The organism is Ectopseudomonas chengduensis, assembly GCF_900102635.1.
Taxonomy (GTDB): domain Bacteria; phylum Pseudomonadota; class Gammaproteobacteria; order Pseudomonadales; family Pseudomonadaceae; genus Aquipseudomonas; species Aquipseudomonas chengduensis.
Genome location: NZ_FMZQ01000016.1, coordinates 66,335 through 89,838, shown reverse-complemented (window position 1 = coordinate 89,838; position 23,504 = coordinate 66,335). Strand labels below are relative to the sequence as shown.

Genomic DNA, 23,504 nt, shown 5'->3' with positions numbered 1-23,504 from the left:
TTGGACCTGAGGACGACTCGCCTTGTGGGCGAGGGCCTGTGGAGGAGTGCGGTGAACGATTGCGCGATCTCCCCCTTACCCTTGAGCTGACGGGGCGAGGCGAACAAAGGTTCGACCTTTTTTTCACTGGGCAAAGGCAGCGTAAAAAGTTGAACGCAGCCCTTTCGGCCGCTTTCACAGAGCAATCAGACCGTTGCGAGGAAATGACAGATGCAGAACGTCGAACAGGTGGTGAATTTTCTAAGCAAGTACAAACTGCGCCTGGCCACCGCCGAATCCTGCACAGCGGGGCTGATCAGCTCGCTGGTGGCGGATGTGCCCGGTAGCGGCAAGGTGCTCGATTGCGCGTTCGTCACCTATTCGCCAAAGGCCAAGCAGCGCTGCCTTGGCGTCAGCGCCGATACCATCGAGCGTTTCGGCCTGACCAGCGAAGAAGTTGCGCGGGAGATGGCACTGGGCGCATTGCTGCGCAGCGACGCCGATATCGTGCTGGCCAACACCGGCCTGGCCGAGGCAGAGGGAGAGATGGACGGCTTGCAGTGCATCGCCTGTGCCATTCGCCTGGAGCAGCACCAGGGCATCGTCAGCGAAACGGTGAAGTTCAGCGGAGGCCGCAACCAGGTACGTGAGCAAGCGGCACGCTACGCCCTGATGCAGTTGCCTTACTACTACGAACGACTGCGTCAAGGCTGATTGGTGAGGCGCTGCCGAGCTGCATCAGCAGCCCGGCAAGCCGAGCGATCATTCTTCCGGCAACTGACCGTTCAACTGCTCAGCGCGTTGCAGATGCTGCTCCAGCTTGGGCAGCGTCTCGCGGGCGAAGCTGGCGAGCTCCTCGTCATCGACATTCACGGCGCGACGGAACAACTCGATGGTCTCGCGGTGAGCGACCACCTGATTGTTCATGTAGGCCTTGTCGAAGCTGTCTTCGCTGCGCAGCTTGAGCACCAGGGCCTTGGCCTGGTTGATCAGTTCGGCATCGTCGGAGACCTCCAGGTCCTTGCTCTTGGCCAGCTCGGCCAACTGCTGGTTCGCCCGACGATGGTCGTCGATCATCATCTGCGCGAAGCCCTTGACCGCTTCGTTCTGCGATTTCTCCAGGGCCAGTTTGGCCGTTTCGATCTCGGCGACGCCTTTCGCCGATGCCTCTTCGACGAAGTCTTCGCTGCTTATCGATTCCGTCTGGCTGGCAGCCTGCAGGCTGGTGACGGCGCAGATGGCGAAGGCGGCAGCGGCCAGTAAGGCCAGTGGTTTCAACGGGTGCATATTCGATCCTCCTGGGATGTGCGTTCACAGGGGTAGAAGGTGCAGGTCGCGACGAAGTTCAGGACAAATTCGCCGCGCTAGGCCAAGCGCAACGGCCCGCCAGCACTGGCTTCGCGGAAAAATTCAAGTCGAACGGAACTGCTGCACTGCGCCTCAAAAAGTACCCGGAGCGACTTTCCCGTCGCTTGCGTGGCCACCATGCATGACATGGCCACTGAATAACCAGGAGTAGCCAATGAGCAAGCAACCGAACAGCGCCGATAACAGCCAGATGGCTGGCAGCGACACGCTCGACCGCAGCAACAGCAACACCAAGCTCGAACAACTCGAACGTTTCCGCGAGGACGCGACAGGGCAGGCGCTGACCACCAACACCGGGACGCGCATCGCCGACAATCAGAACAGCCTGCGCGGCGGTGAACGCGGGCCGACGCTGATGGAAGATTTCATCATGCGCGAGAAGATCACCCACTTCGACCACGAGCGCATTCCCGAGCGTGTGGTGCATGCACGCGGTGCTGGGGCACATGGCTATTTCGAGGTAACCGATCCTATCAGCGACCTGAGTTGCGCCGCGTTCCTCGGCGAAGCCGGCAAGCGCACCCCGGTGTTCGTGCGATTTTCCACCGTGCAGGGGCCACGTGGCTCGGCCGATACGGTGCGCGACGTGCGCGGCTTTGCGGTGAAGTTCTACACCGAGGAGGGCAACTTCGACCTGGTCGGCAACAACATGCCGGTGTTCTTCATCCAGGATGCGATCAAGTTCCCCGACTTCGTCCATGCGGTCAAACCCGAGCCGCACAACGAGATTCCCACCGGCGCGTCTGCCCACGACACCTTCTGGGACTTCGTCTCACTTACGCCGGAATCGGCGCATATGGTGCTGTGGACCATGTCCGACCGCGCCATTCCCATCGCCTATCGCTCTATGCAGGGCTTTGGCGTGCACAGCTTTCGCCTGGTCAATGGCGAGGGCCAGAGCAAGCTGGTGAAGTTTCACTGGCGCCCCAAAGCCGGCGTCTGCTCGCTGGTGTGGGATGAAGCGCAGAAACTCGCGGGCAAGGATCCGGACTTCCACCGCCGCGGCCTGTGGGAAGACATTGAGCGCGGGCTCTACCCGGAATGGGAGCTGGGCCTGCAAGTGATGGACGAGGAGGACGCGCTGAGCTTTGGCTTCGACCTGCTCGACCCGACCAAACTGGTGCCGGAAGAACTGGTGCCGGTACGCGTTGTGGGGCGCATGGTGCTCAATCGCAACCCGGACAACTTTTTTGCCGAGACGGAGCAGGCGGCCTTCCACATCGGGCATGTGGTGCCGGGTATCGACTTCAGCAACGACCCGCTGCTGCAGGGTCGTCTGTTCTCCTACACCGACACCCAACTGCTGCGTCTGGGTGGCCCCAACTTCAACGAGATTCCGATCAATCGGCCACTCTGTCCGTTCCACAACAACCAGCGTGACGCGCCGCATCGTCAGCAGATCAACCGTGGCCAGGCAGCCTATGAGCCCAACTCAATCGACGGCAACTGGCCGCGCGAGACGCCGCCAGCGCCGAGCGGTGGCGGCTACAGTTCCTATCCCGAACCGGTCAGCGGCACCAAGATACGGGTGCGCTCGCCCAGTTTCGCCGATCACTTCTCCCAGGCCACGCTGTTCTGGCGCAGCATGAGCGAAACCGAGCAGCAGCACATCGTCGATGCCTACAGCTTCGAGCTGTCGAAGGTCCGGCGCCTGTACATTCGCGAGCGCCAGGTGAGGGAAATTCTCGCCCACATCGATCCGCTGCTGGCGTTGCGCGTCGCGCAGAACCTGGGTATCGATCTGGACAGCACCTCGACCTCTTCTATGGAGGGCAAGCTCCGGGATTCCCCGGCGCTGAGCCAGATGAATCTGCTGCCCGGCGATATTCGCGGACGGCGCGTTGCGGTCCTGCTGACACCCGGTTGCAAGGCCGACGAGGTCGGCAGTTTGAAAAAGATGCTGGAGGGTGCCGGCGCCGTGGCCAAGCTGCTGGCGCCTTCGGCAGCCGCGCTTAAGGACTCGGACGGCCAACCGATGCAACCCGACGGCAGCTTCGCCTCGGAGCCGTCGATTACGGTGGATGCCGTGTTCGTGCCGGGTGGTGAGTACGTGCTCAAGACCCTGCAGGACGATGGCGTTGCCAAGCATTACCTGCTGGAGGCCTACAAGCACCTCAAACCCGTGGCGCTCAGCGGTGATGCCGCTCAGCTTGCGGCGATGCTGGGGCTGGAGGAGGACGATGGCATGCTCTGCGGCGATAGCTTCGATCCGCTGTACATGCGTTTCGAGACTGCGCTGAAGCAACATCGTATCTGGGCGCGGGAGATGCGCGCCAAGAGCATTCCTGCCTGAACCGACGCCCGGCCTAGCACGGTTTTTCGTCGCTGGGCCGGGGGCTTTTCTTGCGCTGCGTCCTGGTCGATGGGCGCAGCGGCATTGGCGCATCGAGCTGCGAGCCGGGGTCTTCGTTACCGGGGTCGTCCAGTAGCGCCTCGCTGGAACGCGCCACTGGCGTTCTCGTGGTTTTGTCCGATTTCATGCTGACTCCAGTAACGGCTCTTCTGCACACACCTGGCATGTTCGCGCGCACTCCTGACAATGCTCGCTGACGTGCTGCACGCATTCCTCGGCGCAGGCCAGGCAGGCGATCCTGCACAGCTGGCTGGCCACCGCGACGTAGGGGCTGTTGCGCAGCATCAGCGTTGCCGTCAGGCGGCACAGGTCGGAGCAATCGCGGCATAGCTCGACGCAGCGATAATGCCCGGCATTACCCTCGCTCAGGCAGGCCGAAGCACAGTGCTCGCAGGCGTTGGCACAACTGCTGTAAGCGGTAATGTGATCGAGATAGTTATACGCTTCTGACATGTTGATGCCTCGTTGTATAAGTACTGTATAAAATAATAATGAGCGCCAACAAATGGTGGTTTTACTTTGCCGGCACTCGCACGCCGAGTAACTTCTTATAGGCATTAAAAAAGATCATATTGATCACTTGCTGTGCTCAGGAGAAGTTGGCCCATCACCATGGCCACGCGGGCCGGCAATACCCCAGATAACCAGCCCGATAATCGGGAATATCCAGATAAGCAAGGCCCAAAGGGTTTTCGTCCCGACATGCTTGTCGCTACGAAATACACTGATAACCGCCCACAGGTGTAGCAGAACGATGAAGGCGGCAATTGTAATGGAAAAGTAAATGACTGAATCCGGCATGACATGCCTCCTTTCAATAAGGTACATGCATGTCGACAGCCACCCCGATCATTCGCTCAGATAATCGGGATGCGGGAAACAGTGAAGGCAGGATAAAGGCCGGAAATACCAGCCGAGGGCCTCAAGGGCGGCTAGAAGGAGTGATTGGACTTGATCACTTCGATCATCATGTTGTCAGGTCTGTCCGAGTCGCTGTCGTGCAGCGAGTCACGGTGTATGTCCGTGCAGGTCAGAATAGAGCGGCTGAATTCGAACCCTGGGTCAGGCCGCGCAGCAGCGGCAGTGTCTTTGCTGCAGTCTTCGCAGTGCGGGTTGTTCAGATCTTCGCTGTGAACCTGATAGCAGTTCGAGTCGATCTCCTGCAAAGAACGCTGCATCGTCTGGGCTTTCGGTTGAGGCTGGGACAGCATCACCGCCAACGCAGACGGTTGAAAAGGCTGCCAGACCAGCAGCACCACCAGGCATGTAGAGCCGGCCATGTAGGGCCACTCGTACATCAACTGGTGCCGATAGGGCATATGCCGTCTGATTCTTCCCAACAGATCTTCCGGCTTGTTTCGAGCCCCCCTTGAATCGTTGCGTCTGGGCACTTGCGTATCTCCTCATTTCTTTTCGAGCTTTCTCATGGCCCATAAGCGAGAGGAGCGCGTGCGAAAAAGCGGCTCGCGCGAGTAGGTGGGTAATTGGGTGGTGCTACAGTGTTTGACCGCCTCATTGACTGACTCGGCATCTTCGTTCAGAGCCATATCGAAATGAATAAGACGAATGAATTCTTGCGTGGAGCAACTTCCATCGAGGACGCGCACCAACTGTCGCTCGTTATGAGCAACGGTAAGCACAATGCTGCCGTCCGGTCTTGGCGTCATATCAACTTCGTAGTTGGCTAGCGCCGATCTGATATTTTCCAGGTCATGTTTCATGAGTCTCTCCTTGTGAACACTCATCAACCATAACCATGTATTCAATGCATACCAACGATTGGGACGATTGGTAAAAAGAAAATTCAAAGTGACATCATCTACCGGAGTTATACAAAGTGACCTGGGCAAAGTTGATTGCAGGAAGATGTTCGCGACTCGCTTTCCGCACTCAAGACTTTATTGTTTGAGCACAGCACCTTGCGGCCGGGAATAAGCCAACTGCTTCGCAACGACAGAAAAAATACTCTGAACTAAATCTGCATCATGGTTTCCGCGGAGCGCTGACCATCAGCGGAAAACCTGAATATAAGTTGTACAAGAGGTTGGCGCGCCTGAAATCTGCGCTACAGGGAGTTCTCCGCACCTTCTCGTGCCTGCCGACGCCAGATCTGTGTCAACCACCGCCAGCTGATCCAGCCGGCAGCAGAGAGGTAGACCAGGCTGCCTGGCACCCACATCAACAAGCCAGCCAGTTGCTGGTCGGCCAGGTCGCGGGACTCGCCATAGAAGGTCGTGTTGCCGAAGGTGAGCAGGGCGCCGAGCAGGCCGGTGTGCATCAGCGTCAGGAGAATGGCCATCAGTGCGTGTGGCACCTGCCGTGGATTGGCGCGCAGGCAGGACCACCAGAACAGCCAGGCGCTGAACAGGAAGCAGGCATGTTCGATGGCGTGCCACCAGGTGTTGTCCAGCGCCAGCATGTACAGGCTGGGGGTGTGCCAGACCCAGATCATCGCGCCGTGCAGCATGGCCAGTGCCACCGGATAACGACCGCTGCGCAGAATGGCGTTGGACACCGGCGCCATCCAGCCACCGAGCACTGCTCGCCATTGCGGCAACGGCCGAGCCAGCGCCCAGAGTGGTGCGATGACGATCATGAACAGCATGTGCTGGACCATGTGCAGGCTGGTGCTGGTCTCCGCCCAGTCATCGATGGGGCCGAATACGGCGAGCACGGTGAGGACCATGGCCAGATGCATCCACAACGCTTCGCGCCCGTGCGGGCGCACTTTGCGGCAACCCAGGATGTACAGCAGCCAGGCCGCACCGAGCAGCAGAGCGCTAAGCAGCAGCGGTACGCGCTCGTTCAGATGCAGATGGCCATCGAGCAGGCCATGGGCGGCGGCCGTGCCAGGCAGAAGGAGGAGGGCGAGGACGATCATAGGCATGGCGGCAGGCTCAGCGTTGGCAGCGCGACGAAAACGGTGGCGATGGCGCCGATCAGGTTCACGCCCGCAGCGAGGCGAGCCACGAAGCGCGCAGGCGGGCCTTCACGCTCGTCCCTGGCGGCGCGCTGAAACCGCCAGGCCAAACCCAGCAGGGCCGCCATGGTGAACAGACTCAGCAGAGCGAGCAGACCGTTCAGCCAGGTCCATTGCCCCTGTGCGGGATCAGGCGGCGCCAGTGCGCAACCAACCGACAATCCGCCGTACAGCACGACGAACCAGATACTCCAGAGCACCAGCCCGAGAGGGATGTGGATCGGATTGTAGGGGGAGCGTAACGGCTGCATCACACACCTCCGAAGGTGGGCGGGAACAGCACCACGCTGCAGTAGGTGATCCACATCACGGCCAGGCTGTATTGCCAGAATTGCTCGACCACCAAGGGCTCGTAGGGCGTGCGCTTGCATACATAGCCGTAATGCACACGCAGGGCCTGCAACGCGCTGAGAATGGTCGCCAGCGTCCCGTGCGCGAGGCTGTAGACGAGCATCACCACGATTACCGCATCATGCGCGGTGGCGCGCGGCGCCAGGTCTCCCGCCAGCAGCGTCCAGAGCAGCAGCCCGGCGTGCAACGCGCCCAGCAGCGCCGTCCCGACAAAGCAGGTGATCAACGCAGCGGGTTCACCCTGACCCTGACGCAGACGGCGCAATACCGGTCGTTGCCACAACACGGCAATGCTCAGCAACACGGCGCTGGCCAGCAGCAAGCGCTGATCGATTACCGCATCGTCCGGCACCAGCCAGTTCGGCGATACCGTCCATAGGTAGAACCAGCCGAACAGCAGCGACAGGTACAGGGCACCGTTGGCCAGCAGCGTCACGCCCATGCCCCACAAGCCAGGGCCATCACAGGTGCGCGAGTGCAGTGGCGGCTCGCCAGGCTGCACTCGCGCATCCGGCGCCGCCAGCGGGTGCGCGCCGTTCTCCCAGCTCCAGCGCAGCAGCACCAGCACGGCGACGATGTTGGCCACCAGCGCGACCCAGTAGAACTTGCTCAGCAGCCCCAGGCAGGTGAAAGCGATGAACAGCGAGGCGATGAAAGGCCACCAGCTATTGCCCGGCAGATGGATGATCTCGCGTACTTTGCCGGTCAGCGGCTCGATACCCCAGGTTTCTCGCCGGCCATGGTCGATCACGGTCAGGGCGAACTCTCCACGGTCGATGCGCTCCTCCAGGTCGGGCAGCTCCCACATCGGGTGACGGGTACGCACCGGTGGCAGGCTGACGAAGTTGTAGGGGCTGGGCGGCAGATGCGTACTCCACTCCAGGGTGTCCGCGTTCCAGGGATTCTTCGTGGCCTTCTGGCCGAAACGAAAGTGCAGGACGATATCCAGCAGCACCGTGGCGATGCCAATGGCCATGATGAAGCTGCCGATAGACGAAATCAGGTTGGGCAGGTCCCAGCCCAGGCCGGATTGGTAGGTGTAGATGCGCCGCGGCATGCCCATCAGGCCGGTCCAGTGCATGATCAGGAAGGTCAGGTTGAAGCCGATGAACACCAGCCAGAAGCCCAACTTGCCAAGGCGTACCGATGGCATGCGTCCGGAAAAGTGCGGCAGCCAGTAGTAGATGCCGGCCAGCAGCGGGAAGAACATGCCGCCCACCAGCACGTAGTGCATGTGCGCCACCACGAAGTGGGTGTCGTGCACCTGCCAGTCGAAGGGCACCAGTGCCAACATCACGCCGGTCAGTCCGCCGCAGACGAAGATCACCAGAAACCCCACCAACCACAGCATCGGCACGTGATACAGCGGCCTCCCGACCCACAGTGTGGCGATCCAGGCGAACACCTGGATGCCGGTCGGGATCGCCACCAGCATGCTCGCCGCGGAGAAGAACGCCTGCGCCAGTTGCGGGATGCCCACGGTGAACATGTGGTGCACCCACAGGCCGAAGCTGATGAAGCCGGTGGTGAGGATCGCCAGCACCACCCAGCGGTAGCCCACCAGCGGCCGTTGGCAGAACACCGGCAGCAGGGTCGAGACGATGCCGGCCGCCGGCAGGAAGATGATGTACACCTCGGGATGGCCGAACAGCCAGAACAGGTGCTGCCATAGAATCGGGTCACCGCCACGCGCCACTTCGAAGAACGGCAGGCCAACCGCGCGCTCCAGCTCCAGCAGGATGCTGCCGAGGATCAGCGGCGGGAAACCGACCACGATCATCATGGCCATCACCAGGATGTACCAGGCATAGATCGGCATCTTGTTCAGCGACATGCCTTCGGCGCGGGTGCGCAGGATCGACACCACCAGCTCGACACCGGCCGACACCGCCGAGATTTCCACGAAGGTGATGCCGATCAGCCAGAAATCCGAGTTCGGCCCGGGCGTATGCACTGCGCTGGACAGCGGCGTGTACATGAACCAGCCGGCCTTAGGCGCGATGCCCAGCAGCAGACTGGCACAGAGAATCAGCCCGCCGAACAGGTAGCACCAGTAACCCAGTGCCGACAGCCGCGGGAACACCAGGTCACGCGCGCCAAGCATCTTCGGAATCAGGTAGACCGCCAGGCCTTCCATCATCGGCACGGCGAACAGGAACATCATCACCGTGCCATGCATGGTGAAGACCTGGTTGTAGACGTCCGGCTCGAGAAAGTCGTAGCCCGGTATGGCCAACTGCGTGCGCACCAGCATCGCCAGCAAACCACCGAACAGGAAGAACCCGAGCCCGGTGAGCATGAAACGAATACCGACGGTGGTGTGATTGACGATGGTTAGCGACTTCCAGCCGCGCGGGTTGCCCCATACGTCATTGAACTGATCGTGCAGTTGTTCCTGGGCGGCAACCTGTTCGTTGCTTGGCGTAGTCACGGGCGCAGAGTCTCCAGCCAGTCGGCGATGGTGCTGAGGTGGTCGGGGTCGAGATCGTCATGCAGTGGCATGGCGTTGCCGGGTTTGAGCCGCTGGTGCTCGTGCAGCCAGCGCAACAGTGCGCCTGGTTCATTGCTCAGCACACCGGCGCCGAGCATCGATCGCGCACCGACATCGCTGAGATCCGGCGCGCGATTGCCTTCGCTCACGCCCGCCACGCGATGACACTGACCGCAACGCGCGGCGAACACCTCACCAGCCGGGCCGGGCAGGGCGCTGACCTGTTGTTCGCGGCGCGCCTGCAGCCAGTTGGCGAAGTCTTCTTCGTCGTGAGCCTGCACATCGAGAATCATGTGCGTGTGCTGTGTGCCGCAGAACTCCGAGCACTGGCCACGAAAGGTGCCGGCCTGATCAGCCTGCAGGCGGATACGATTGTCCCGGCCGGGGATCATGTCGATCTTGCCACCCAGGCGCGGCACCCAGAAGGAATGAATGACATCGGCGCTGGTGACGTCGAGGTCCACCGGCCTGCCGACCGGCAGGTGCAGCTGATTGGCGGTAACCACGCCGCTGTCCGGGTAGCGCACCTCCCACCACCATTGATGGCCGACCACCTCGATACGCATGGGCTGCTCGCCCGCCAGCGGCAAGGGCAGCATGCGATGGCCGATGGGTATGCCGAACAGCAACAGGAGCAGCACGCTCAAGGTCGGCAACAACAGCCCGCCACCGACCAGCCAGCGCAGCGTCAGCTGGCGTGCCCGTGCGGCGTCCATCTGTGGGCTGTTGCGGCGCATGGCGTGCACCCACAGGGCCATCACCACGATCAGCACCAGGGTGGCGAAGGCGCACATTGCCCACCACAGCATTGCCACCTCGCGCGCCATCGGTCCGGCCGGATCGAGCGCAGATTGCGGCCCCTCGCAGGCAACGAGAAACGGAACTGCCAGCGTCAGCGTGGTCAACTTGAAACAGGGCGTCAGCCAATGACGCGCCCGTTTCACCTCATCATTCACCTGTACAGGGAGGCCGGGATGGCCGAAATAAAGGAAGTTATCGTCAGTCGCGCCGCCATCGCCGGGCATCCGCTGCACCCGATGATGATCCACTTTCCGGTAGCCGCGCTGCTGGGCCTGGTGGCGACCGATATCGCCTATCTGCTGCTGGCCGATCCGTTCTGGGCACGTGCCAGTCTCTGGCTGGCGGGCGTCGGCGCCTTCGGTGGCTGGGTGGCGAGCATGGCGGGGCTGGTCGATCTGCTTACGGTTGGCAGCATCCGGCGCAAGATCACCGCCTGGTGCCACGCCATCATCGCGGTGATGATGCTGTCGTTGGCATCGCTGAACTGGCTGCTGCGCTACGCGGGGCCGGAGCAGGGCATGGAGCGCTGGGGCCTGTACCTGTCGCTGCTGACCGCAGCGCTGATTGGCCTGGCTGCTTATCTGGGCGGGCGCCTGGTGTACGAGCACGGCGTGGGTGTCGATACACGCTGAACCAATCGGCTCCGGCTTGCCAGCTACTGGACGGTAGAGAGAGCGGGGCAGGCCGGGCATATTCTCGAATACTCCATGATCAGAAGGGTTTGGCCAGCACCAGCCAGAGCGTGGCGCCGATCAGGGCGCTCAGCAGCAAAGCGATCAACAGGCAGTCGCGGCGCAGCGCAGGTTCGGCGGCACGTTCGATACGCAGGATCAGCACGCCGCACAGGGCGTGACAGAGCACCATCCCCGCGACCGTGGTGAGCTTGACGATCAACCATGGGTCGAAAATCGACTCACGTAAAAACAGCGCGGTGCCCGAACCAATGGCCAGCAGAGCGGCTGGCGTGGCGATCATGTTGAAGACGGTGCGGGTGAGGTGGGCATGGTCGCGATAGAACATCTCGTCGCTGGCGCGCGTGCCGGCAGCGATCATCGCGGGCAGGTACAGCAGCACGCCACACCAGCAGATCAGCGCCATGAAATGCAGCAGTTTGAGCAGTGGCATCGATGCTCTCCCATGCGTCCGTTCGTTGCGAGCACGTGGCCCTGGTGGGGCAGGCCACGACGTTGTGACTGCCTGATGGTGTCTGAGTTCGGCCACTCTCCAGAGCGGGCCAGGATCCTCTCCAGTCAGAAAAGAAGGAACCGCCGCAAGGAGAAGGAGGAGACGGTGCGGCGGCCCTGGGGAAGCAAGATGCTCGTTCGATTTGGCGCAATTGCGCCTGCCAGGTCACGAAACGGCCCCTGACAAAGCTCCCCTGAAATAAACAGAGTTCCACTGGCTGGTTTGCGTTCAAGCTTTTTGCCGGGCTTGTGATGATCCGCACGGCCATCGAGGCGCAGAAAATTGAAACCCTCCCGTGCGTTTTCACTCACTGCAAAAGAAGGCCGCGCAAAGGCATTTCATTGCAGAGGAGACCGTCATGAGAACCCACGTCGTGCATTTCACCGCACCGATCAACTCCTACACCTGCGGTCAGTTGATCGACAAATGCAGCCAGGCCATCCATCAGGGCGCCGATGAGCTGGTGCTGAAGATCGCCACCATGGGTGGGGAGTGCAGCTACGGCTTCTCCCTCTACAACTTCCTCATCTCGCTCCCGGTGCCCGTGAAGACGCACAACCTCGGCACCGTCGAATCCATGGGCAACATCATCTTTCTTGCCGGCGAAACACGCACGGCCTGCCCGCATAGCAAGTTCCTGTTTCATCCCTTTCACTGGACGGTCAACGGCGCCGTGGACCACGCGCGCATGTCCGAATACGCCATGAGCCTGGACTACGATCTGCAGCTTTACGCCAGCATCGTCGCCGAGTGCACCGCTGGCGCCGAAGCGCCCCTCAACGTACTCGAATGCCTGATGTCCGCACCGCGCATTCTCAACGTCTCCGAGGCACTGGCAACCGGTGTGATTCACCGTGAAGACTGCCTCGGCATGCCGGCCGAGGCAGTCAACTGGTGCGTGCATACCTGAAGCCGGCTCAGCTTGCTGCTTGGAATATTCCCTGAACGATCAGCGCAGCCTGCACGTCGGAATCCATGTAGGCCCCAAGACGGGACATACCACCCAGCAATGGCCGTTTAGCCGGCCCGGAGACAACACATGGATCTCACCGACGATCGTAAAGACCTGGTACGCACCCTCAACAAACTGATCGAAACCTGCAAGGACGGCGAGGCAGGCTTCAAGGTCTGCGCCGAAGACGTCAAGCGACCCGACATGAAGCAGCTCTTCTCGCAACGCTCGCGGCAATGCGCCGAAGCGGCGGAAGAACTGCAACGGACCGTCCTGGAATTGGGCGGCGAGCCAGAGGACAGCACCAGCGTGGGGGCAGACCTGCACCGCCGCTGGGTCGACCTGAAATCACTGGTCACCGGCAAGGACGAAGAGGCCATTCTCAACGAAGCCGAGCGCGGCGAAGACGTGGCCAAGGAGCGCTACAGTGAAGCGCTGACCAAGAATCTGCCCCCAGAAATCCGCAGCATGGTGGAGCGTCAGTATCAGGGCGTGCTGCGCAATCACGATGAAGTCAGAGCGATGCGTGACGTGGCTCGTGCCAAGAGCTGATCCGTCTACCGGGTGCCGCAACACTGCGCGCACCCGGTGTCAGTTCTGTGCATCCGAGTGCGCAGGGGAGGCGTAGCGCATGCCGACGTTGGACAAGACCATTGCCCAGCTCAACCACCTTCTGATGACTTGCCACGACGCCAGCTTGAGCTATCGACGTCTTGCAGGCAGCGCGAGTACATCCGAGCAGCAGCGGTTATTTCGCGAGCGCGAACAGCAGTGCTCGGCGCTGATGGCCTGCCTGCACAATCAGATCGTTACCTATGGCGGCCGACCGACACAGCATCCAAGTCTGTTCGGCATGCTTCGCCATGCCTGGAACAGCGTGACCACCTCGCTGTTACCTGAGCGCGGCCGCGCCCGTTTGCGCGCGGCGCTGCGCACCGAAAAACAAATTCGCCACGGTTTCGAGCAAGTGCTCGCGGAGCAGCTGTCACCGCAGTTTCGGCAGCAGTTGCAGGAGCACAGCAGCCGCAGTGTTGAATTCGAAAGAATCATACGCACGCAGTTGTAGCGACAACTGCAGGAGAGGGTGGCTCAACCCGTGGAGGACTGCTTTGGCGGTTCGGCATTACTCGCGTTATGGCTTAAAGTAGCCGGTTGCCGAAAGAACCGTCATGGCCATAGCCATGAAGGGCTTTCATTCTTTACATATAAGTGTGTGGTGAAGATGAACAAGCCTTTCATTTCGCTGTGCCCTGAAATTACTCGGGCACACGCGCTGACGCTGATGGAGTGGTTGCAGGATGAGCGCGTCACCTGCTACCTGAGCGATTCGCGTAATGTTTCCCGCTCCATAGAGCAAGCCATCGAACGAACTCAATTGCCGATCCTGACCCATCTGTTCAACCGGGGCGGCCGATTCTTCATGGCCTACGACCGGCAGGACGCCCCGGTGGGCTTTGTCCGTTTGATCAAGACCGGCCGGGAGTGCGAGATAGTCCTGGCCATCGGAGACAGCAACAAATGGGGGCAAAACCTTGGCGCCCGTACGATCCGCGAAGGCATGAAACTGGCTTTCCTCGACATCCGGGCAGAGAAGCTCATCGCCAAGATCCATCCGGACAACGTGCGCTCGCTGAAAGCATTTCAACGCAGCGGTTTTCTGCTTGAGAGCGAAACGCCGACATTGAAGTCATTTGCCATGACGGCGGGGCGCTATTTCCAGTTACTGCGCGCAGGTGCCGTTGGCGACTCCACGGGGATCTATATCACTGAAATCGACAAGGCCAGGCTCGAATGTCTGATCGCGCTCGAGCAAGGCCCGGCCATTGTTGAACTCGAACATGAGCTTGAGCGGGCCATCGTAGTCAAGCCGCAACAGGTGGCGTGCAATGTCGTCACGATGAACTCCAGGGCGTTGTTGCAGCTGGATGACGAAGAGATCGAAGTGGCCTTGGTTTACCCTGAAGACGCGGACAGCAGCGCCGGCAAGCATTCCGTGTGTTCCGACATCGGCGCAGCCATCCTGGGTTATCAGGAGGGAGACGCCATCGACTGGCGAGTGTCTGATCGGACCCGCCGGATCGAGATCAGGAAAGTGCTATATCAGCCGGAGGCCGCAGGCGATTACCACCTGTAATTGCGCCTTCAGCTAAGGATTCGCTCATCAGGCATGAGTATCTCCCAAAGAGCGGGGGATCGCTTTACGTGCCTGATGCGAACCAGCTGTCATAGCGGTTCAGCGCATACTCAAGCCAATACGTAATTTAACATAATATACATTATGCGAAACCAAGGCTTATCCAATGTAGGGCTCTTTACTCTCGTTTTGGCCAGACTGAATCACCTACGTTGGCTCCCAGACACTTGAAACGCCGGGTTTCATCGTTCCCATGATCCATATACTCCCATGGGCCTTGAGACCTTTCGCTTGGTCATTCTCTCAACCGCATCTGCAGCTTCGCTTTGCGCTCGACAGTCCTAGATGCGTGCTGCGATAAATTTCCGAGATGCCATATGGGTTCGCTTCGCTTCGAGTCAGTGTCTGCACAACACAACACAACACAACACAACACGACGGATCGTATGGGTTGGTTGTACGTAGATCGCGATTGCCTGGATCGACGCGATGCTCCGGACGGATTTATTCGGCTGACTCGGCTGCGTCTCGGTAACCAGGTTGAGCACCTTATCGCGATTCTCTTGACCCATGCGTTGGCTCAAACAATACTGTATTCATATACAGTATTTGGTTGTTACCTCCATGTCATCCGTGGTCGCGCTTGACCGGTTGATCGACGCTCGCCGCGTATGGCGAGGCCAGGTCGTTTCATCGCCATCGGGCGCCAATTTCTCAACTGGACATCAGTTTCTCGACGCCGTACTGCCAGGTGGCGGCTGGCCTAGGGCTGCACTCAGTGAAATTCTCACGACTGCGCCTGGCATTGGCGAGCTGAGTTTGCTGTGGCCGACCCTTGCCAGTCTGACGGTTTCAGGCGAGCGGGTGGTGCTGATCTCCCCTCCTCATCTGCCCTACCCTCAGGCCTGGATTCATGCCGGCGTCGATTTACGCCAACTGAGCATCATCCAGGCAGATGGCCGCGATGCCCTGTGGGCTGCCGAACAATGCTTGCGTTCGGGGAGTTGTGGCGCGGTGTTGAGCTGGTTGCGTCAGGCCGATGATCGCTCGCTGAGACGTCTGCAAGTGGCAGCGGCTACCGGACAAACCCTAGCTTTCGCCTATCGGCCGCAGGCAGAAGCGGCCAATCCTTCACCGGCAGCACTACGACTGGTGCTCGACAGCCAGCCAGCGCAGCTACGGGTGATCAAGTGTCGCGGTGGTCTACCACCTGCGCAGCCGCTCGCGTTTGCCTGGCATTGAACCTGCCATGCTCTGGGCTTGCATCTTGTTGCCGCAACTGGCCATGGACGGCGTGCAGCGCCACCGCGCCAATCCTGATGAGCCGTTGGTGCTGCTTACCGGCTCGCCACAACGGCGCGTTCTACAGGCGGTCAACCCGGCAGCCCGAGCCCTGGGGCTGAAGCCCGGCCAGTCACTGACTGCAGCGCAGGCGCTGACACGTGGGTTTGCCACGGCAGAATACGATCTTGCGGCCATCGAGCGCTGGCAGCAGTTTCTGGCCGCCTGGGCCTATGGCTTCAGTGCCCAGGTCAGCCTGCACTATCCGCGCTGCCTGTTGCTGGAGGTGCAGTCCAGTCTGGGACTGTTCGGCCCCTGGCCGCGTTTCGAAGCACGCCTGCGCGCCGAGCTTTCGGCATTGGCCTTCCAGCACCGCATTGCCGTCGCGCCGAATCCGGCAGCGGCCCGAGTGCTGGTCAATGTCGGTGATGGGTTGATGGCAAGTGATGAGCGGATGCTCAAGCAGATGCTCGATCCCTTGCCAGTGGATCGGCTCGGGCTATCCGCCACGCTAACCACGGCCTTCAATCGCATGGGGCTCAGGCAGTTGCGGCAGCTGTTGGCTCTGCCGCGTGACAGCCTGGCCAAGCGTTTCCCTGCCGAAGTGCTACGTCATCTCGATACCCTGTCTGGCCAGCGTCCGTTAGCGCTGGATTTCTTCATGCCTGCGGATGTTTTCGATACCCGTATCGAGCTGAATTTCGAAGTGGAATCGCATCAGGCACTGCTGTTCCCGTTGCGCCGGCTGACAGCCGATCTGGCGGCTTACCTGGCCTGTCGTGATAGTGGCGTGCAGCGTTTCACCCTGCATCTGGAACACCGCGCGGGTGCCGATACGCAGATACAGGTGGGTCTGCTCAGCGCCGAGCGTGATCCCGGCATGCTGTTCGAGCTGACACGTGGCCGTCTGGAACATCAGCAGCTACCAGCGCCGGTGCTGGCCGTGCGGCTGGAGGCGCGTGAATTGCCGACCTTCGCGCCGCAGCATCAGCAACTGTTCGACGAGCGTCCACAGCAGAACCAGCCCTGGGAGCAATTACGCGAGCGGCTAAGGGCGCGCCTCGGTGATGACGCTCTGCATGGCCTCGGTGCCAGAGCCGATCACCGCCCCGAGCATGCCTGGCAAAATGAGCCTACCAACCCCTTGCTGCCTCCCTGCGGCCCGCGCCCCGGCTGGCTGCTGAGCGAACCCCAACCGCTGCGTGAGGCCTCACTGCGCATCCTCTCCGGCCCGGAGCGTATCGAGTCCGGCTGGTGGGATGGCGAGGATGTGCGCCGCGACTATTACGTGGTGCAAACCCGTGCCGGTCAGCGCGGCTGGGCGTATCGCCCGGTCGGTAGTGATGGGCCATTGCTGCTGCACGGCTGGTTCGCATGAGCGATTACGCCGAGCTGCATTGCCTGTCCAACTTTAGTTTCCAGCGCGGCGCGTCCAGTGCGCAGGAGTTGTTCGAGCGTGCGGCAAGACTGAACTATCGCGCCTTGGCAATCACCGATGAATGCACCCTGGCCGGCATCGTGCGCGCCTGGGAAGCCTCGAAGAAAACCGGGGTAAAGCTGATCGTAGGCAGCGAGGTGCTCATTGAGAAAGGCCCGAAGCTGGTGCTGCTGGCCGAAAACCTGGCGGGCTATCAGGCGCTATGCGGCCTGATCACCCGGGCGCGGCGCCGAGCGGCAAAAGGCACCTACCGATTGCTGCACGAGGATTTCGTTGCGCCGCTCGATGGCCTGCTGGCCATCTGGCTCAGCGACGGTGACGCCAGCGCCCTGCCCTGGCTTCGCTCGCTGTTTCCCGAGCATCTGTGGCTGGGCGTTGAGTTGCATCGTGGCGCCGACGATACCGCGCGCCTGCAGCGCCTGCTCGAGCTGGCAGGTGATCACGACCTGCCGGCCGTGGCCTGTGGCGACGTACACATGCATGCCCGTGGCCGCCGCGCCCTGCAGGATTGTATGACCGCCATCCGTCATCATCTGCCCGTGGCAGAGGCCGGCGCCTATCTGTTTGCCAATGGCGAACGGCATCTGCGCCGAGTTGAGGAGCTGGCCGAGCTGTATCCGCCCGAGCTGCTCGCACAGAGCCTGCGCATCGCCGAGCGCTGCCACTTCGATCTCGAGCAACTGGAGTATCACTACCCGCACGAGCTGGTGCCAGAAGGTCATGACGCCACGTCCTGGCTGCGCTTTCTGGTGGAGCGCGGCGCTGCTGAGCGTTGGCCCGAGGGAGTGCCGGACAGGGCCCGCGCGCAGCTCGAACACGAGTTGGCGCTGATCGCCGAACTGGAATACGAAAGCTACTTTCTGACCGTGCACGACATCGTCCGCTTTGCCCGCGAGCAGCAGATCCTCTGCCAGGGCCGGGGGTCGGCGGCCAACTCGAGCGTCTGTTTCGCCCTGGGTATCACCGAGCTGGACCCCACCCACAGCCGGCTGTTGTTCGAGCGCTTTCTCTCCCGCGAGCGCAACGAGCCGCCGGATATCGACGTCGATTTCGAGCATGAACGCCGTGAAGAAGTCATCCAGTACGTGTTTCGTCGCTACGGCCGAACGCGTGCGGCGCTCACGGCCGTGGTCAACACCTATCACGGCGCCGGGGCGATACGCGACGTCGCCAAGGCCCTCGGCTTGCCGCCTGATCAGGTCAATGCGCTGGCTGACTGCTGTGGCCGCTGGAGCAGCGGCCCGCCAGCGCCCGAGCGCCTATTGGAGGCGGGGTTCGATCCGCAGAATCCACTGCTCAGGCGCGTGCTGATACTGACCGGCGAGTTGATTGGCTTCCCTCGCCATCTATCGCAGCATCCGGGCGGTTTCGTCATTTCCGAGCACGCCCTCGATACGCTGGTGCCGGTGGAGAACGCGACGATGGCCGAGCGTACTGTCATCCAGTGGGACAAGGACGATCTGGACAGGGTCGGCCTGCTCAAGGTCGACGTGCTGGCTTTGGGTATGCTCAGCGCCCTGCGCCGTTGCTTCAGTCTCATCGAGCGCTACCGGGGCACGCAGTGGACGCTGGCCACCCTGCCCAAGGAAGACCCGGCCACCTACGCCATGATCTGCCGTGCAGACACCATTGGCGCGTTCCAGATCGAGTCCCGTGCGCAGATGGCGATGCTGCCACGATTGCGCCCGAAGGCGTTCTACGACCTGGTGATCCAGGTGGCCATCGTCCGTCCGGGGCCGATTCAGGGCGACATGGTGCACCCCTACCTGCGTCGGCGAAACGGCGAAGAACCGATCGACTATCCCTCGGATGAACTCAAGCCGGTCTTCGAGCGCACGCTCGGCGTACCGCTGTTTCAGGAGCAGGTCATGGAGCTGGCCATCGTCGCTGCCGAGTACACACCCGGCGAGGCGGATGAACTACGCCGCAGCATGGCCGCCTGGAAGCGTCATGGCGGGCTCGAACCGCATCGTCAGCGACTCACCTCGCGCATGCTGGAAAAGGGTTACACGCAGGCATTCACCGAGCGGATCTTCCGCCAGATCGAGGGCTTCGGTAGTTACGGTTTTCCCGAGTCGCATGCGGCCAGCTTCGCCCTGCTCGCCTATGCCAGTTGCTGGCTGAAGTGCCACGAGCCTGCTGCCTATGCCTGCGCGCTGGTCAACAGTTGGCCGATGGGCTTCTACAGCCCGGATCAGGTGCTGCAGGATGCACGGCGGCATGATGTCGAGGTGCGTCCCGTGGACGTGCACTACAGCGACTGGGATTGCAGCCTGGAGCCCGATGAACATGGCGAGCCGACCATTCGCCTGGGTCTGAGGATGATTCGTGGCATGCGCGAAGACGACGCGCGCCGTATCGAACAGGCACGCCAGTGCGGCGCATTCCGTGATGTCGAAGACCTCAGCATACGTGCACGCCTGGATGCATCGGCGCGCGAGCGATTGGCCGATGCAGGCGCTCTCTCCGGCCTGGTTGGCCACCGCTATCAGGCGCGCTGGGCGGTGGCTGGTGTCGAGGAACAGTTGCCGCTGTTCGCCGGCGTATCTGCGCCGAGCGAAGAAATCCTGAGTCTGCCTGCACCATCGCAAGGAGAAGACCTACTGACCGACTATGCCACGCTTGGCACCACGCTCGGTCCGCACCCTCTGGCCCTGCTGCGCCAGGCGCTGCGAGCGATACGCTGCAAGAGCTCGCGGGAGCTACAGGCAGTTGAGCACGGCCGGCCTGTCAGCATTGCCGGTCTGGTGATAGGCCGGCAAAGGCCGCAAACCGCCAGCGGCGTGATTTTCCTCACCCTCGAAGATGAGTTCGGTCTGGTCAATGTGGTCGTCTGGCACGACCTGGCTGAGCGGCAGCGACGAGTTCTGGTGCAGTCGCAGATGCTGCGCATCGATGGCCATCTTGAGACCGTCGACGGTGTGCGCCACGTGATCGCCGGGCGCCTGACGGACATGACGACGATGCTGACGGGCCTGGATATACGCAGTCGGGATTTTCACTGACCCGTCACTTCAACCGCTGCGCACGTAAGATCAGGAAAGATGAACATAAAAAAAGGCCGCACTGGATCACCAGGCGGCCACAAGTCGTCTTAACCAAAGGAGATGAAGTGGAGCCAGAGCGACGGCCTCCGGGAGTGTTGCAAAAACCGCCGCCTATGGAATCTTCATCGGGGAGAAGCCTATCGCCGATCCTCCCGAACACCGCATCGAAGTCGTTGATAGTGATCATCGATCAGCTTGAATAGTGCATCTGCTGGCAGGGTGATAACTCTAAGCGCGCCCTCTGGGCCGGGCCTTACCTCGATGTGAGGCGCGTTGAAAACAGCACACCAACACCGGGAGCACTCATGCACAAGAAGCACTGTCTCGCGCTGGCTTGCAGCCTCGCGCTGGGCGGGCAGTTGGCTCATGCCAGCAGCCAGTCCGAAGCCAACGGTTTCGTTGAAGACGCCAGCCTCAATCTGTTGCTGCGCAACGCCTACTTCAACCGTGACTACAAGGACAACACCAACGACGCCAAGACCTGGGGGCAGGGTTTCATCGCCACCTTCGAGTCCGGATTCACCCAGGGTACCGTCGGCTTCGGCGTCGATGCTTTCGGCCTGCTCGGGGTCAAGCTCGACAGCGGTCGCGGCCGCAACTATCGCGCGTTCTTCGACACCGACAGCGAAGGTCGCCCGGTGGACGACCTGTCCCAGGCTGGCGGTGCGGTGAAACTGCGCGTATCCAATACCGTGATCAAGTACGGCAACCAGTTCCCTTCCCTGCCGGTTCTGGCCCATGACGACAGCCGTCTGCTGCCGCAGTCCTTCACTGGCACGCTGGTCACCAGCAACGAGATCGAAGGCCTGGAGCTGAACGCAGGTCGCTTCACCGCGGACAGCCCGATGGGCGACTCGGCACGCGACCCCAATCGCCTCAAGAGCATTGATGTGCTCGGCGGCAGTTACGCCGTCAGCGACGATTTGAGCCTGGCGGTGTATCACGCCGATCTTGAGGACATGTACAAACGCTACTACGCCAACGTCAACTACAACTTGGTGTTGGCCGCCGAACAGGCGTTGAATTTCGACTTCAACATCTATCGCACCAAGTACGACACCGGTTCCGTAGCAGCCCTGGATTACGGCGGCGATGGCGAAGGTGACCGCAACACCATCTGGAGCCTGGCGGCCAAGTACAGCATCGGCGCCCATGCCTTCATCGTCGCGCACCAGCGCAACAGTGGCGATGCCGGATTTGCCAAAGATTATGGCGACGGCGGCGGAACCATCTATGTAGCCAACTCCTACTACTCGGACTTCAACCTGAAGGACGAGCGTTCCTGGCAGGCCAGCTACGAGCTGGATTTTGCCAAGTACGGTGTGCCGGGTCTGCGTTACAAGTTCGCCTACGTACGCGGTGACAACATCGATACCGGCAGCGACAACAATGGCACCGAGCGCGAGATCTTCAACCAGATCGGCTACACCTTCCAGAGTGGCGCGGCCAAGGATCTGCATCTGCGCCTGCGTAACTCCATCTACCGCTCCAGCACCGACGTAGGGCCGGATCTCAACGAGATCCGTGCCTTTGTCGAATACCCGCTGAGCATCCTCTGATGGTCGCTGCCCCGGCCGAGGCCGGGGCAGTTCTCAACCGCGCAGGGTGTGCGCAACAGCCCTGGCGGCATCCTCGATGGCGCGTTCTTCATAAGGCGCAAAGCCCATTACCAGCCCTGGTGGCCTTGCCTCGACGCAGTAGCTCGCCAGTGGCAATGCGTCGATACCGGCAACCTGCAAACGCGCGAAAGCTTCCTGTTCGTTCTCCACCTGCAAATGGCAGGCGATATCCATGCCTGCACGAATTTCCGGCACCTCGATCAGCCCTTGCCAGTGCTTGTGCGCGGCTTCGGCGAAGGCGTCGGCACGCGCTGCGTAGATCTTGCGCATGCGCCGCACGTGACGGTCGAAATGCCCCTCATGGATGAAATCGGCCAGCACGGCCTGCGCCAGGCTGTTGGCATGGCGCGACATCAGCGCCGAGGCACGGGTGAAACTCTCCACAAGATGTTCAGGTAGCACCAGATAGGCCAGACGAATCGAGGGGAACAGCAGTTTGCTGAAGGTGCCAGCCATGATCACCGAGTGCTCGGCGCCCGGCATGGAGCGCAACGCCGGAATGGGTTTGGCGATGAAGCGGTACTCGCTGTCGTAGTCGTCCTCGAAGATATAGCTGCCCTGCTCTGCCGCCCATTTCAGCAAGGCCAGGCGCCGTGCCGGCGACAGCTCACCACCCAGTGGGGCCTGGCGTGAGGGCGTAACGTAAGCCAACCGAGCGCCAGGCGCCAAGCGCCTCCCCTCGTCCACCTTGATGCCGGAACGATCTACCGGCACGTCCACTCGCGTCACACCTGAGATGTCCATCAACTGCCGTGCGCCGGGATAACCGGGATCTTCCATCCAGACCTGAGAGTCGCCTGGAGCCAGCAAGCGCAGGCAGATATCCAAGCCTTGTTGCACGCTGCCGAGCACCAGGATGCGCTCCGGTGAAACCTGTACCCCACGGGCGATGGCCAGATAGCCGGCGATGGCTTCACGCAGCTCGGGCAGGCCTGCCGGGTCGGCATCGAGCAACATCGTCAGGCGCGAGCTGCGCAACTGCTGGGTGTGCAACTTGCGCCACAGGTCGATGGGAAAGGCGTTGATATCGCCACGGTGAGGAAAGAACGGACGCACGCCGGTTGGCAGCGTTCGCCGAGAGAAGATTGGTTCGATCTCGGCCAGACGCTTTAGCCAGGGCGTGTCAGGAGCTGTGCGCTTCTCTTGCACCTCGGCCACCACCTTGCGCCGAACGTATCCGGCGTTCAGCGTCGGGTCTGGCAATACCTCGCTGACGCGCGTACCACTGCCGGTTCGAGCTTGCAGATAGCCTTCGGAAAGCAACTGCTGATAGGCCGCCTGCACCGTCCCGCGTGCCAGGCCGTAGTACTCGGCCATGGAGCGAGTACTGGGTAGCTTGCTGCCAGCGGGCAGGCGCCCACTCAGAATCGCGCGGCGCAGCGACTCGTATAGCCATCCCTGCAGGCTGACTCCCTCCTCCGGCGTTCCCAGCGGCAGAAAGACCACTTGCGGTGGGGTTTTATCGAGTGGCATAGGGTCCTCGAAGTGGACTAGTTATTTTTGCAGATACTGGATCAATACCCTG

The 23,504-nt window shown here is 61.4% G+C and carries 23 protein-coding genes; 11 read left to right on the top strand and 12 right to left on the bottom strand.

The genetic code is table 11. The annotated features are described in order from the left end of the window. Window positions 1-210 precede the first annotated feature (210 nt). On the top strand, window positions 211-693 hold the full coding sequence (locus BLS08_RS21890; protein ID WP_017676884.1) for a CinA family protein: 483 nt from the start codon (window positions 211-213) through the stop codon (window positions 691-693). A gap of 48 nt (window positions 694-741) precedes the next feature. Here BLS08_RS21890 and BLS08_RS21885 read toward each other — a convergent pair whose 3' ends face one another. Then, window positions 742-1,266 (bottom strand): DUF4142 domain-containing protein, encoded by a 525-nt coding sequence (locus BLS08_RS21885; RefSeq protein WP_017676885.1) that lies wholly within the window; start codon window positions 1,264-1,266, stop codon window positions 742-744. A gap of 235 nt (window positions 1,267-1,501) precedes the next feature. On the opposite strand from BLS08_RS21885, the gene katE reads away from it, so the two are divergent. Further along, window positions 1,502-3,640 carry a catalase HPII gene (gene katE, locus BLS08_RS21880; RefSeq protein ID WP_017676886.1) on the top strand — a complete coding sequence of 713 codons (2,139 nt, stop codon included), beginning with the start codon at window positions 1,502-1,504 and terminating at the stop codon, window positions 3,638-3,640. 13 nt (window positions 3,641-3,653) lie between these two features. Here the strand turns inward: katE and BLS08_RS26405 are convergent, their stop codons facing one another. The 9 genes from BLS08_RS26405 to coxB form a co-directional block, all read right to left on the bottom strand. After that, window positions 3,654-3,827 carry a hypothetical protein gene (locus BLS08_RS26405; RefSeq protein WP_156696916.1) on the bottom strand — a complete coding sequence of 58 codons (174 nt, stop codon included), beginning with the start codon at window positions 3,825-3,827 and terminating at the stop codon, window positions 3,654-3,656. Continuing rightward, window positions 3,824-4,153: a four-helix bundle copper-binding protein gene (locus BLS08_RS21875; RefSeq protein ID WP_017676887.1), complete on the bottom strand. Its 330-nt coding sequence runs from the start codon at window positions 4,151-4,153 to the stop codon at window positions 3,824-3,826. Before BLS08_RS21875 ends, BLS08_RS26405 begins: the two co-directional genes overlap by 4 nt. A 123-nt stretch (window positions 4,154-4,276) precedes the next feature. Further along, window positions 4,277-4,501 carry a PLD nuclease N-terminal domain-containing protein gene (locus BLS08_RS21870; protein WP_017676888.1) on the bottom strand — a complete coding sequence of 75 codons (225 nt, stop codon included), beginning with the start codon at window positions 4,499-4,501 and terminating at the stop codon, window positions 4,277-4,279. 131 nt (window positions 4,502-4,632) lie between these two features. Continuing rightward, window positions 4,633-5,091 (bottom strand): hypothetical protein, encoded by a 459-nt coding sequence (locus tag BLS08_RS21865; RefSeq protein WP_236699063.1) that lies wholly within the window; start codon window positions 5,089-5,091, stop codon window positions 4,633-4,635. Window positions 5,092-5,103: 12 nt separating this feature from the next. Next, window positions 5,104-5,421 carry a hypothetical protein gene (locus BLS08_RS21860; protein WP_017676890.1) on the bottom strand — a complete coding sequence of 106 codons (318 nt, stop codon included), beginning with the start codon at window positions 5,419-5,421 and terminating at the stop codon, window positions 5,104-5,106. 344 nt (window positions 5,422-5,765) lie between these two features. Next, window positions 5,766-6,587, bottom strand: a complete 822-nt coding sequence (locus BLS08_RS21855; RefSeq protein ID WP_026088563.1) for a cytochrome c oxidase assembly protein — start codon at window positions 6,585-6,587, stop codon at window positions 5,766-5,768. Further along, window positions 6,578-6,931: a hypothetical protein gene (locus tag BLS08_RS21850; protein ID WP_017676892.1), complete on the bottom strand. Its 354-nt coding sequence runs from the start codon at window positions 6,929-6,931 to the stop codon at window positions 6,578-6,580. The genes BLS08_RS21855 and BLS08_RS21850 overlap by 10 nt, the downstream gene beginning before the upstream one ends. After that, a complete protein-coding gene (gene ctaD, locus BLS08_RS21845; protein WP_017676893.1) occupies window positions 6,931-9,462 on the bottom strand; it encodes a cytochrome c oxidase subunit I in 2,532 nt (843 codons plus the stop codon). The genes BLS08_RS21850 and ctaD overlap by 1 nt, the downstream gene beginning before the upstream one ends. After that, window positions 9,459-10,349 (bottom strand): cytochrome c oxidase subunit II, encoded by an 891-nt coding sequence (gene coxB, locus BLS08_RS21840; protein ID WP_017676894.1) that lies wholly within the window; start codon window positions 10,347-10,349, stop codon window positions 9,459-9,461. Before coxB ends, ctaD begins: the two co-directional genes overlap by 4 nt. 147 nt (window positions 10,350-10,496) lie before the next feature. Between coxB and BLS08_RS21835 the strand changes: the two genes are divergently transcribed. After that, on the top strand, window positions 10,497-10,955 hold the full coding sequence (locus tag BLS08_RS21835) for a DUF2231 domain-containing protein (RefSeq protein WP_013715587.1): 459 nt from the start codon (window positions 10,497-10,499) through the stop codon (window positions 10,953-10,955). A gap of 79 nt (window positions 10,956-11,034) precedes the next feature. On the opposite strand, the gene BLS08_RS21830 is transcribed toward BLS08_RS21835, so the two are convergent. Continuing rightward, the gene (locus tag BLS08_RS21830) at window positions 11,035-11,448 is read right to left on the bottom strand and encodes a CopD family protein (protein WP_017676895.1); all 414 of its coding nucleotides are present in this window, start codon (window positions 11,446-11,448) and stop codon (window positions 11,035-11,037) included. Window positions 11,449-11,866: 418 nt separating this feature from the next. Here BLS08_RS21830 and BLS08_RS21825 point away from each other — a divergent pair, with 418 nt between their 5' ends. The 8 genes from BLS08_RS21825 (at window position 11,867) to BLS08_RS21790 (ending at window position 21,919) form a co-directional block, all read left to right on the top strand. After that, window positions 11,867-12,418 (top strand): ATP-dependent Clp protease proteolytic subunit, encoded by a 552-nt coding sequence (locus tag BLS08_RS21825; RefSeq protein ID WP_017676896.1) that lies wholly within the window; start codon window positions 11,867-11,869, stop codon window positions 12,416-12,418. 129 nt (window positions 12,419-12,547) lie between these two features. Next, window positions 12,548-13,012 carry a ferritin-like domain-containing protein gene (locus tag BLS08_RS21820; RefSeq protein WP_017676897.1) on the top strand — a complete coding sequence of 155 codons (465 nt, stop codon included), beginning with the start codon at window positions 12,548-12,550 and terminating at the stop codon, window positions 13,010-13,012. A 79-nt stretch (window positions 13,013-13,091) separates the two neighbouring features. Beyond that, window positions 13,092-13,526: a PA2169 family four-helix-bundle protein gene (locus BLS08_RS21815; protein WP_017676898.1), complete on the top strand. Its 435-nt coding sequence runs from the start codon at window positions 13,092-13,094 to the stop codon at window positions 13,524-13,526. 156 nt (window positions 13,527-13,682) lie between these two features. Continuing rightward, complete coding sequence (locus tag BLS08_RS21810; RefSeq protein ID WP_026088564.1) at window positions 13,683-14,594, top strand: bifunctional GNAT family N-acetyltransferase/nucleoside diphosphate kinase regulator; 912 nt, start codon at window positions 13,683-13,685, stop codon at window positions 14,592-14,594. 624 nt (window positions 14,595-15,218) lie between these two features. Continuing rightward, the gene (gene imuA, locus BLS08_RS21805) at window positions 15,219-15,836 is read left to right on the top strand and encodes a translesion DNA synthesis-associated protein ImuA (protein WP_026088565.1); all 618 of its coding nucleotides are present in this window, start codon (window positions 15,219-15,221) and stop codon (window positions 15,834-15,836) included. A 7-nt stretch (window positions 15,837-15,843) separates the two neighbouring features. Beyond that, complete coding sequence (locus BLS08_RS21800) at window positions 15,844-17,253, top strand: Y-family DNA polymerase (protein WP_017676901.1); 1,410 nt, start codon at window positions 15,844-15,846, stop codon at window positions 17,251-17,253. Next, a complete protein-coding gene (locus BLS08_RS21795) occupies window positions 17,250-20,318 on the top strand; it encodes an error-prone DNA polymerase (RefSeq protein WP_017676902.1) in 3,069 nt (1,022 codons plus the stop codon). Before BLS08_RS21800 ends, BLS08_RS21795 begins: the two co-directional genes overlap by 4 nt. Before the next feature lie 347 nt (window positions 20,319-20,665). Beyond that, the gene (locus tag BLS08_RS21790; protein ID WP_017676903.1) at window positions 20,666-21,919 is read left to right on the top strand and encodes an OprD family porin; all 1,254 of its coding nucleotides are present in this window, start codon (window positions 20,666-20,668) and stop codon (window positions 21,917-21,919) included. Window positions 21,920-21,952: 33 nt separating this feature from the next. Here BLS08_RS21790 and pdxR read toward each other — a convergent pair whose 3' ends face one another. Beyond that, window positions 21,953-23,452 carry a MocR-like pyridoxine biosynthesis transcription factor PdxR gene (gene pdxR / locus BLS08_RS21785; protein WP_017676904.1) on the bottom strand — a complete coding sequence of 500 codons (1,500 nt, stop codon included), beginning with the start codon at window positions 23,450-23,452 and terminating at the stop codon, window positions 21,953-21,955. Window positions 23,453-23,504: the final 52 nt, after the last annotated feature.

What these genes read in the sequence shown, in the direction of transcription:
- BLS08_RS21815 (WP_017676898.1), top strand. Translation starts at nt 13,092, where the DNA reads ATGCCGACGTTGGACAAGACCATTGCCCAGCTCAACCACCTTCTGATG.
- BLS08_RS21885 (WP_017676885.1), bottom strand. Translation starts at nt 1,266, where the DNA reads ATGCACCCGTTGAAACCACTGGCCTTACTGGCCGCTGCCGCCTTCGCC.
- BLS08_RS21790 (WP_017676903.1), top strand. Translation starts at nt 20,666, where the DNA reads ATGCACAAGAAGCACTGTCTCGCGCTGGCTTGCAGCCTCGCGCTGGGC.
- BLS08_RS21890 (WP_017676884.1), top strand. Translation starts at nt 211, where the DNA reads ATGCAGAACGTCGAACAGGTGGTGAATTTTCTAAGCAAGTACAAACTG.
- BLS08_RS21800 (WP_017676901.1), top strand. Translation starts at nt 15,844, where the DNA reads ATGCTCTGGGCTTGCATCTTGTTGCCGCAACTGGCCATGGACGGCGTG.
- BLS08_RS21875 (WP_017676887.1), bottom strand. Translation starts at nt 4,153, where the DNA reads ATGTCAGAAGCGTATAACTATCTCGATCACATTACCGCTTACAGCAGT.
- BLS08_RS21795 (WP_017676902.1), top strand. Translation starts at nt 17,250, where the DNA reads ATGAGCGATTACGCCGAGCTGCATTGCCTGTCCAACTTTAGTTTCCAG.
- coxB (WP_017676894.1), bottom strand. Translation starts at nt 10,349, where the DNA reads ATGGCGCGCGAGGTGGCAATGCTGTGGTGGGCAATGTGCGCCTTCGCC.
- katE (WP_017676886.1), top strand. Translation starts at nt 1,502, where the DNA reads ATGAGCAAGCAACCGAACAGCGCCGATAACAGCCAGATGGCTGGCAGC.
- BLS08_RS21825 (WP_017676896.1), top strand. Translation starts at nt 11,867, where the DNA reads ATGAGAACCCACGTCGTGCATTTCACCGCACCGATCAACTCCTACACC.
- BLS08_RS26405 (WP_156696916.1), bottom strand. Translation starts at nt 3,827, where the DNA reads ATGAAATCGGACAAAACCACGAGAACGCCAGTGGCGCGTTCCAGCGAG.
- BLS08_RS21820 (WP_017676897.1), top strand. Translation starts at nt 12,548, where the DNA reads ATGGATCTCACCGACGATCGTAAAGACCTGGTACGCACCCTCAACAAA.
- BLS08_RS21855 (WP_026088563.1), bottom strand. Translation starts at nt 6,587, where the DNA reads ATGCCTATGATCGTCCTCGCCCTCCTCCTTCTGCCTGGCACGGCCGCC.
- BLS08_RS21830 (WP_017676895.1), bottom strand. Translation starts at nt 11,448, where the DNA reads ATGCCACTGCTCAAACTGCTGCATTTCATGGCGCTGATCTGCTGGTGT.
- BLS08_RS21810 (WP_026088564.1), top strand. Translation starts at nt 13,683, where the DNA reads ATGAACAAGCCTTTCATTTCGCTGTGCCCTGAAATTACTCGGGCACAC.
- BLS08_RS21870 (WP_017676888.1), bottom strand. Translation starts at nt 4,501, where the DNA reads ATGCCGGATTCAGTCATTTACTTTTCCATTACAATTGCCGCCTTCATC.
- pdxR (WP_017676904.1), bottom strand. Translation starts at nt 23,452, where the DNA reads ATGCCACTCGATAAAACCCCACCGCAAGTGGTCTTTCTGCCGCTGGGA.
- BLS08_RS21850 (WP_017676892.1), bottom strand. Translation starts at nt 6,931, where the DNA reads ATGCAGCCGTTACGCTCCCCCTACAATCCGATCCACATCCCTCTCGGG.
- BLS08_RS21835 (WP_013715587.1), top strand. Translation starts at nt 10,497, where the DNA reads ATGGCCGAAATAAAGGAAGTTATCGTCAGTCGCGCCGCCATCGCCGGG.
- BLS08_RS21860 (WP_017676890.1), bottom strand. Translation starts at nt 5,421, where the DNA reads ATGAAACATGACCTGGAAAATATCAGATCGGCGCTAGCCAACTACGAA.
- imuA (WP_026088565.1), top strand. Translation starts at nt 15,219, where the DNA reads ATGTCATCCGTGGTCGCGCTTGACCGGTTGATCGACGCTCGCCGCGTA.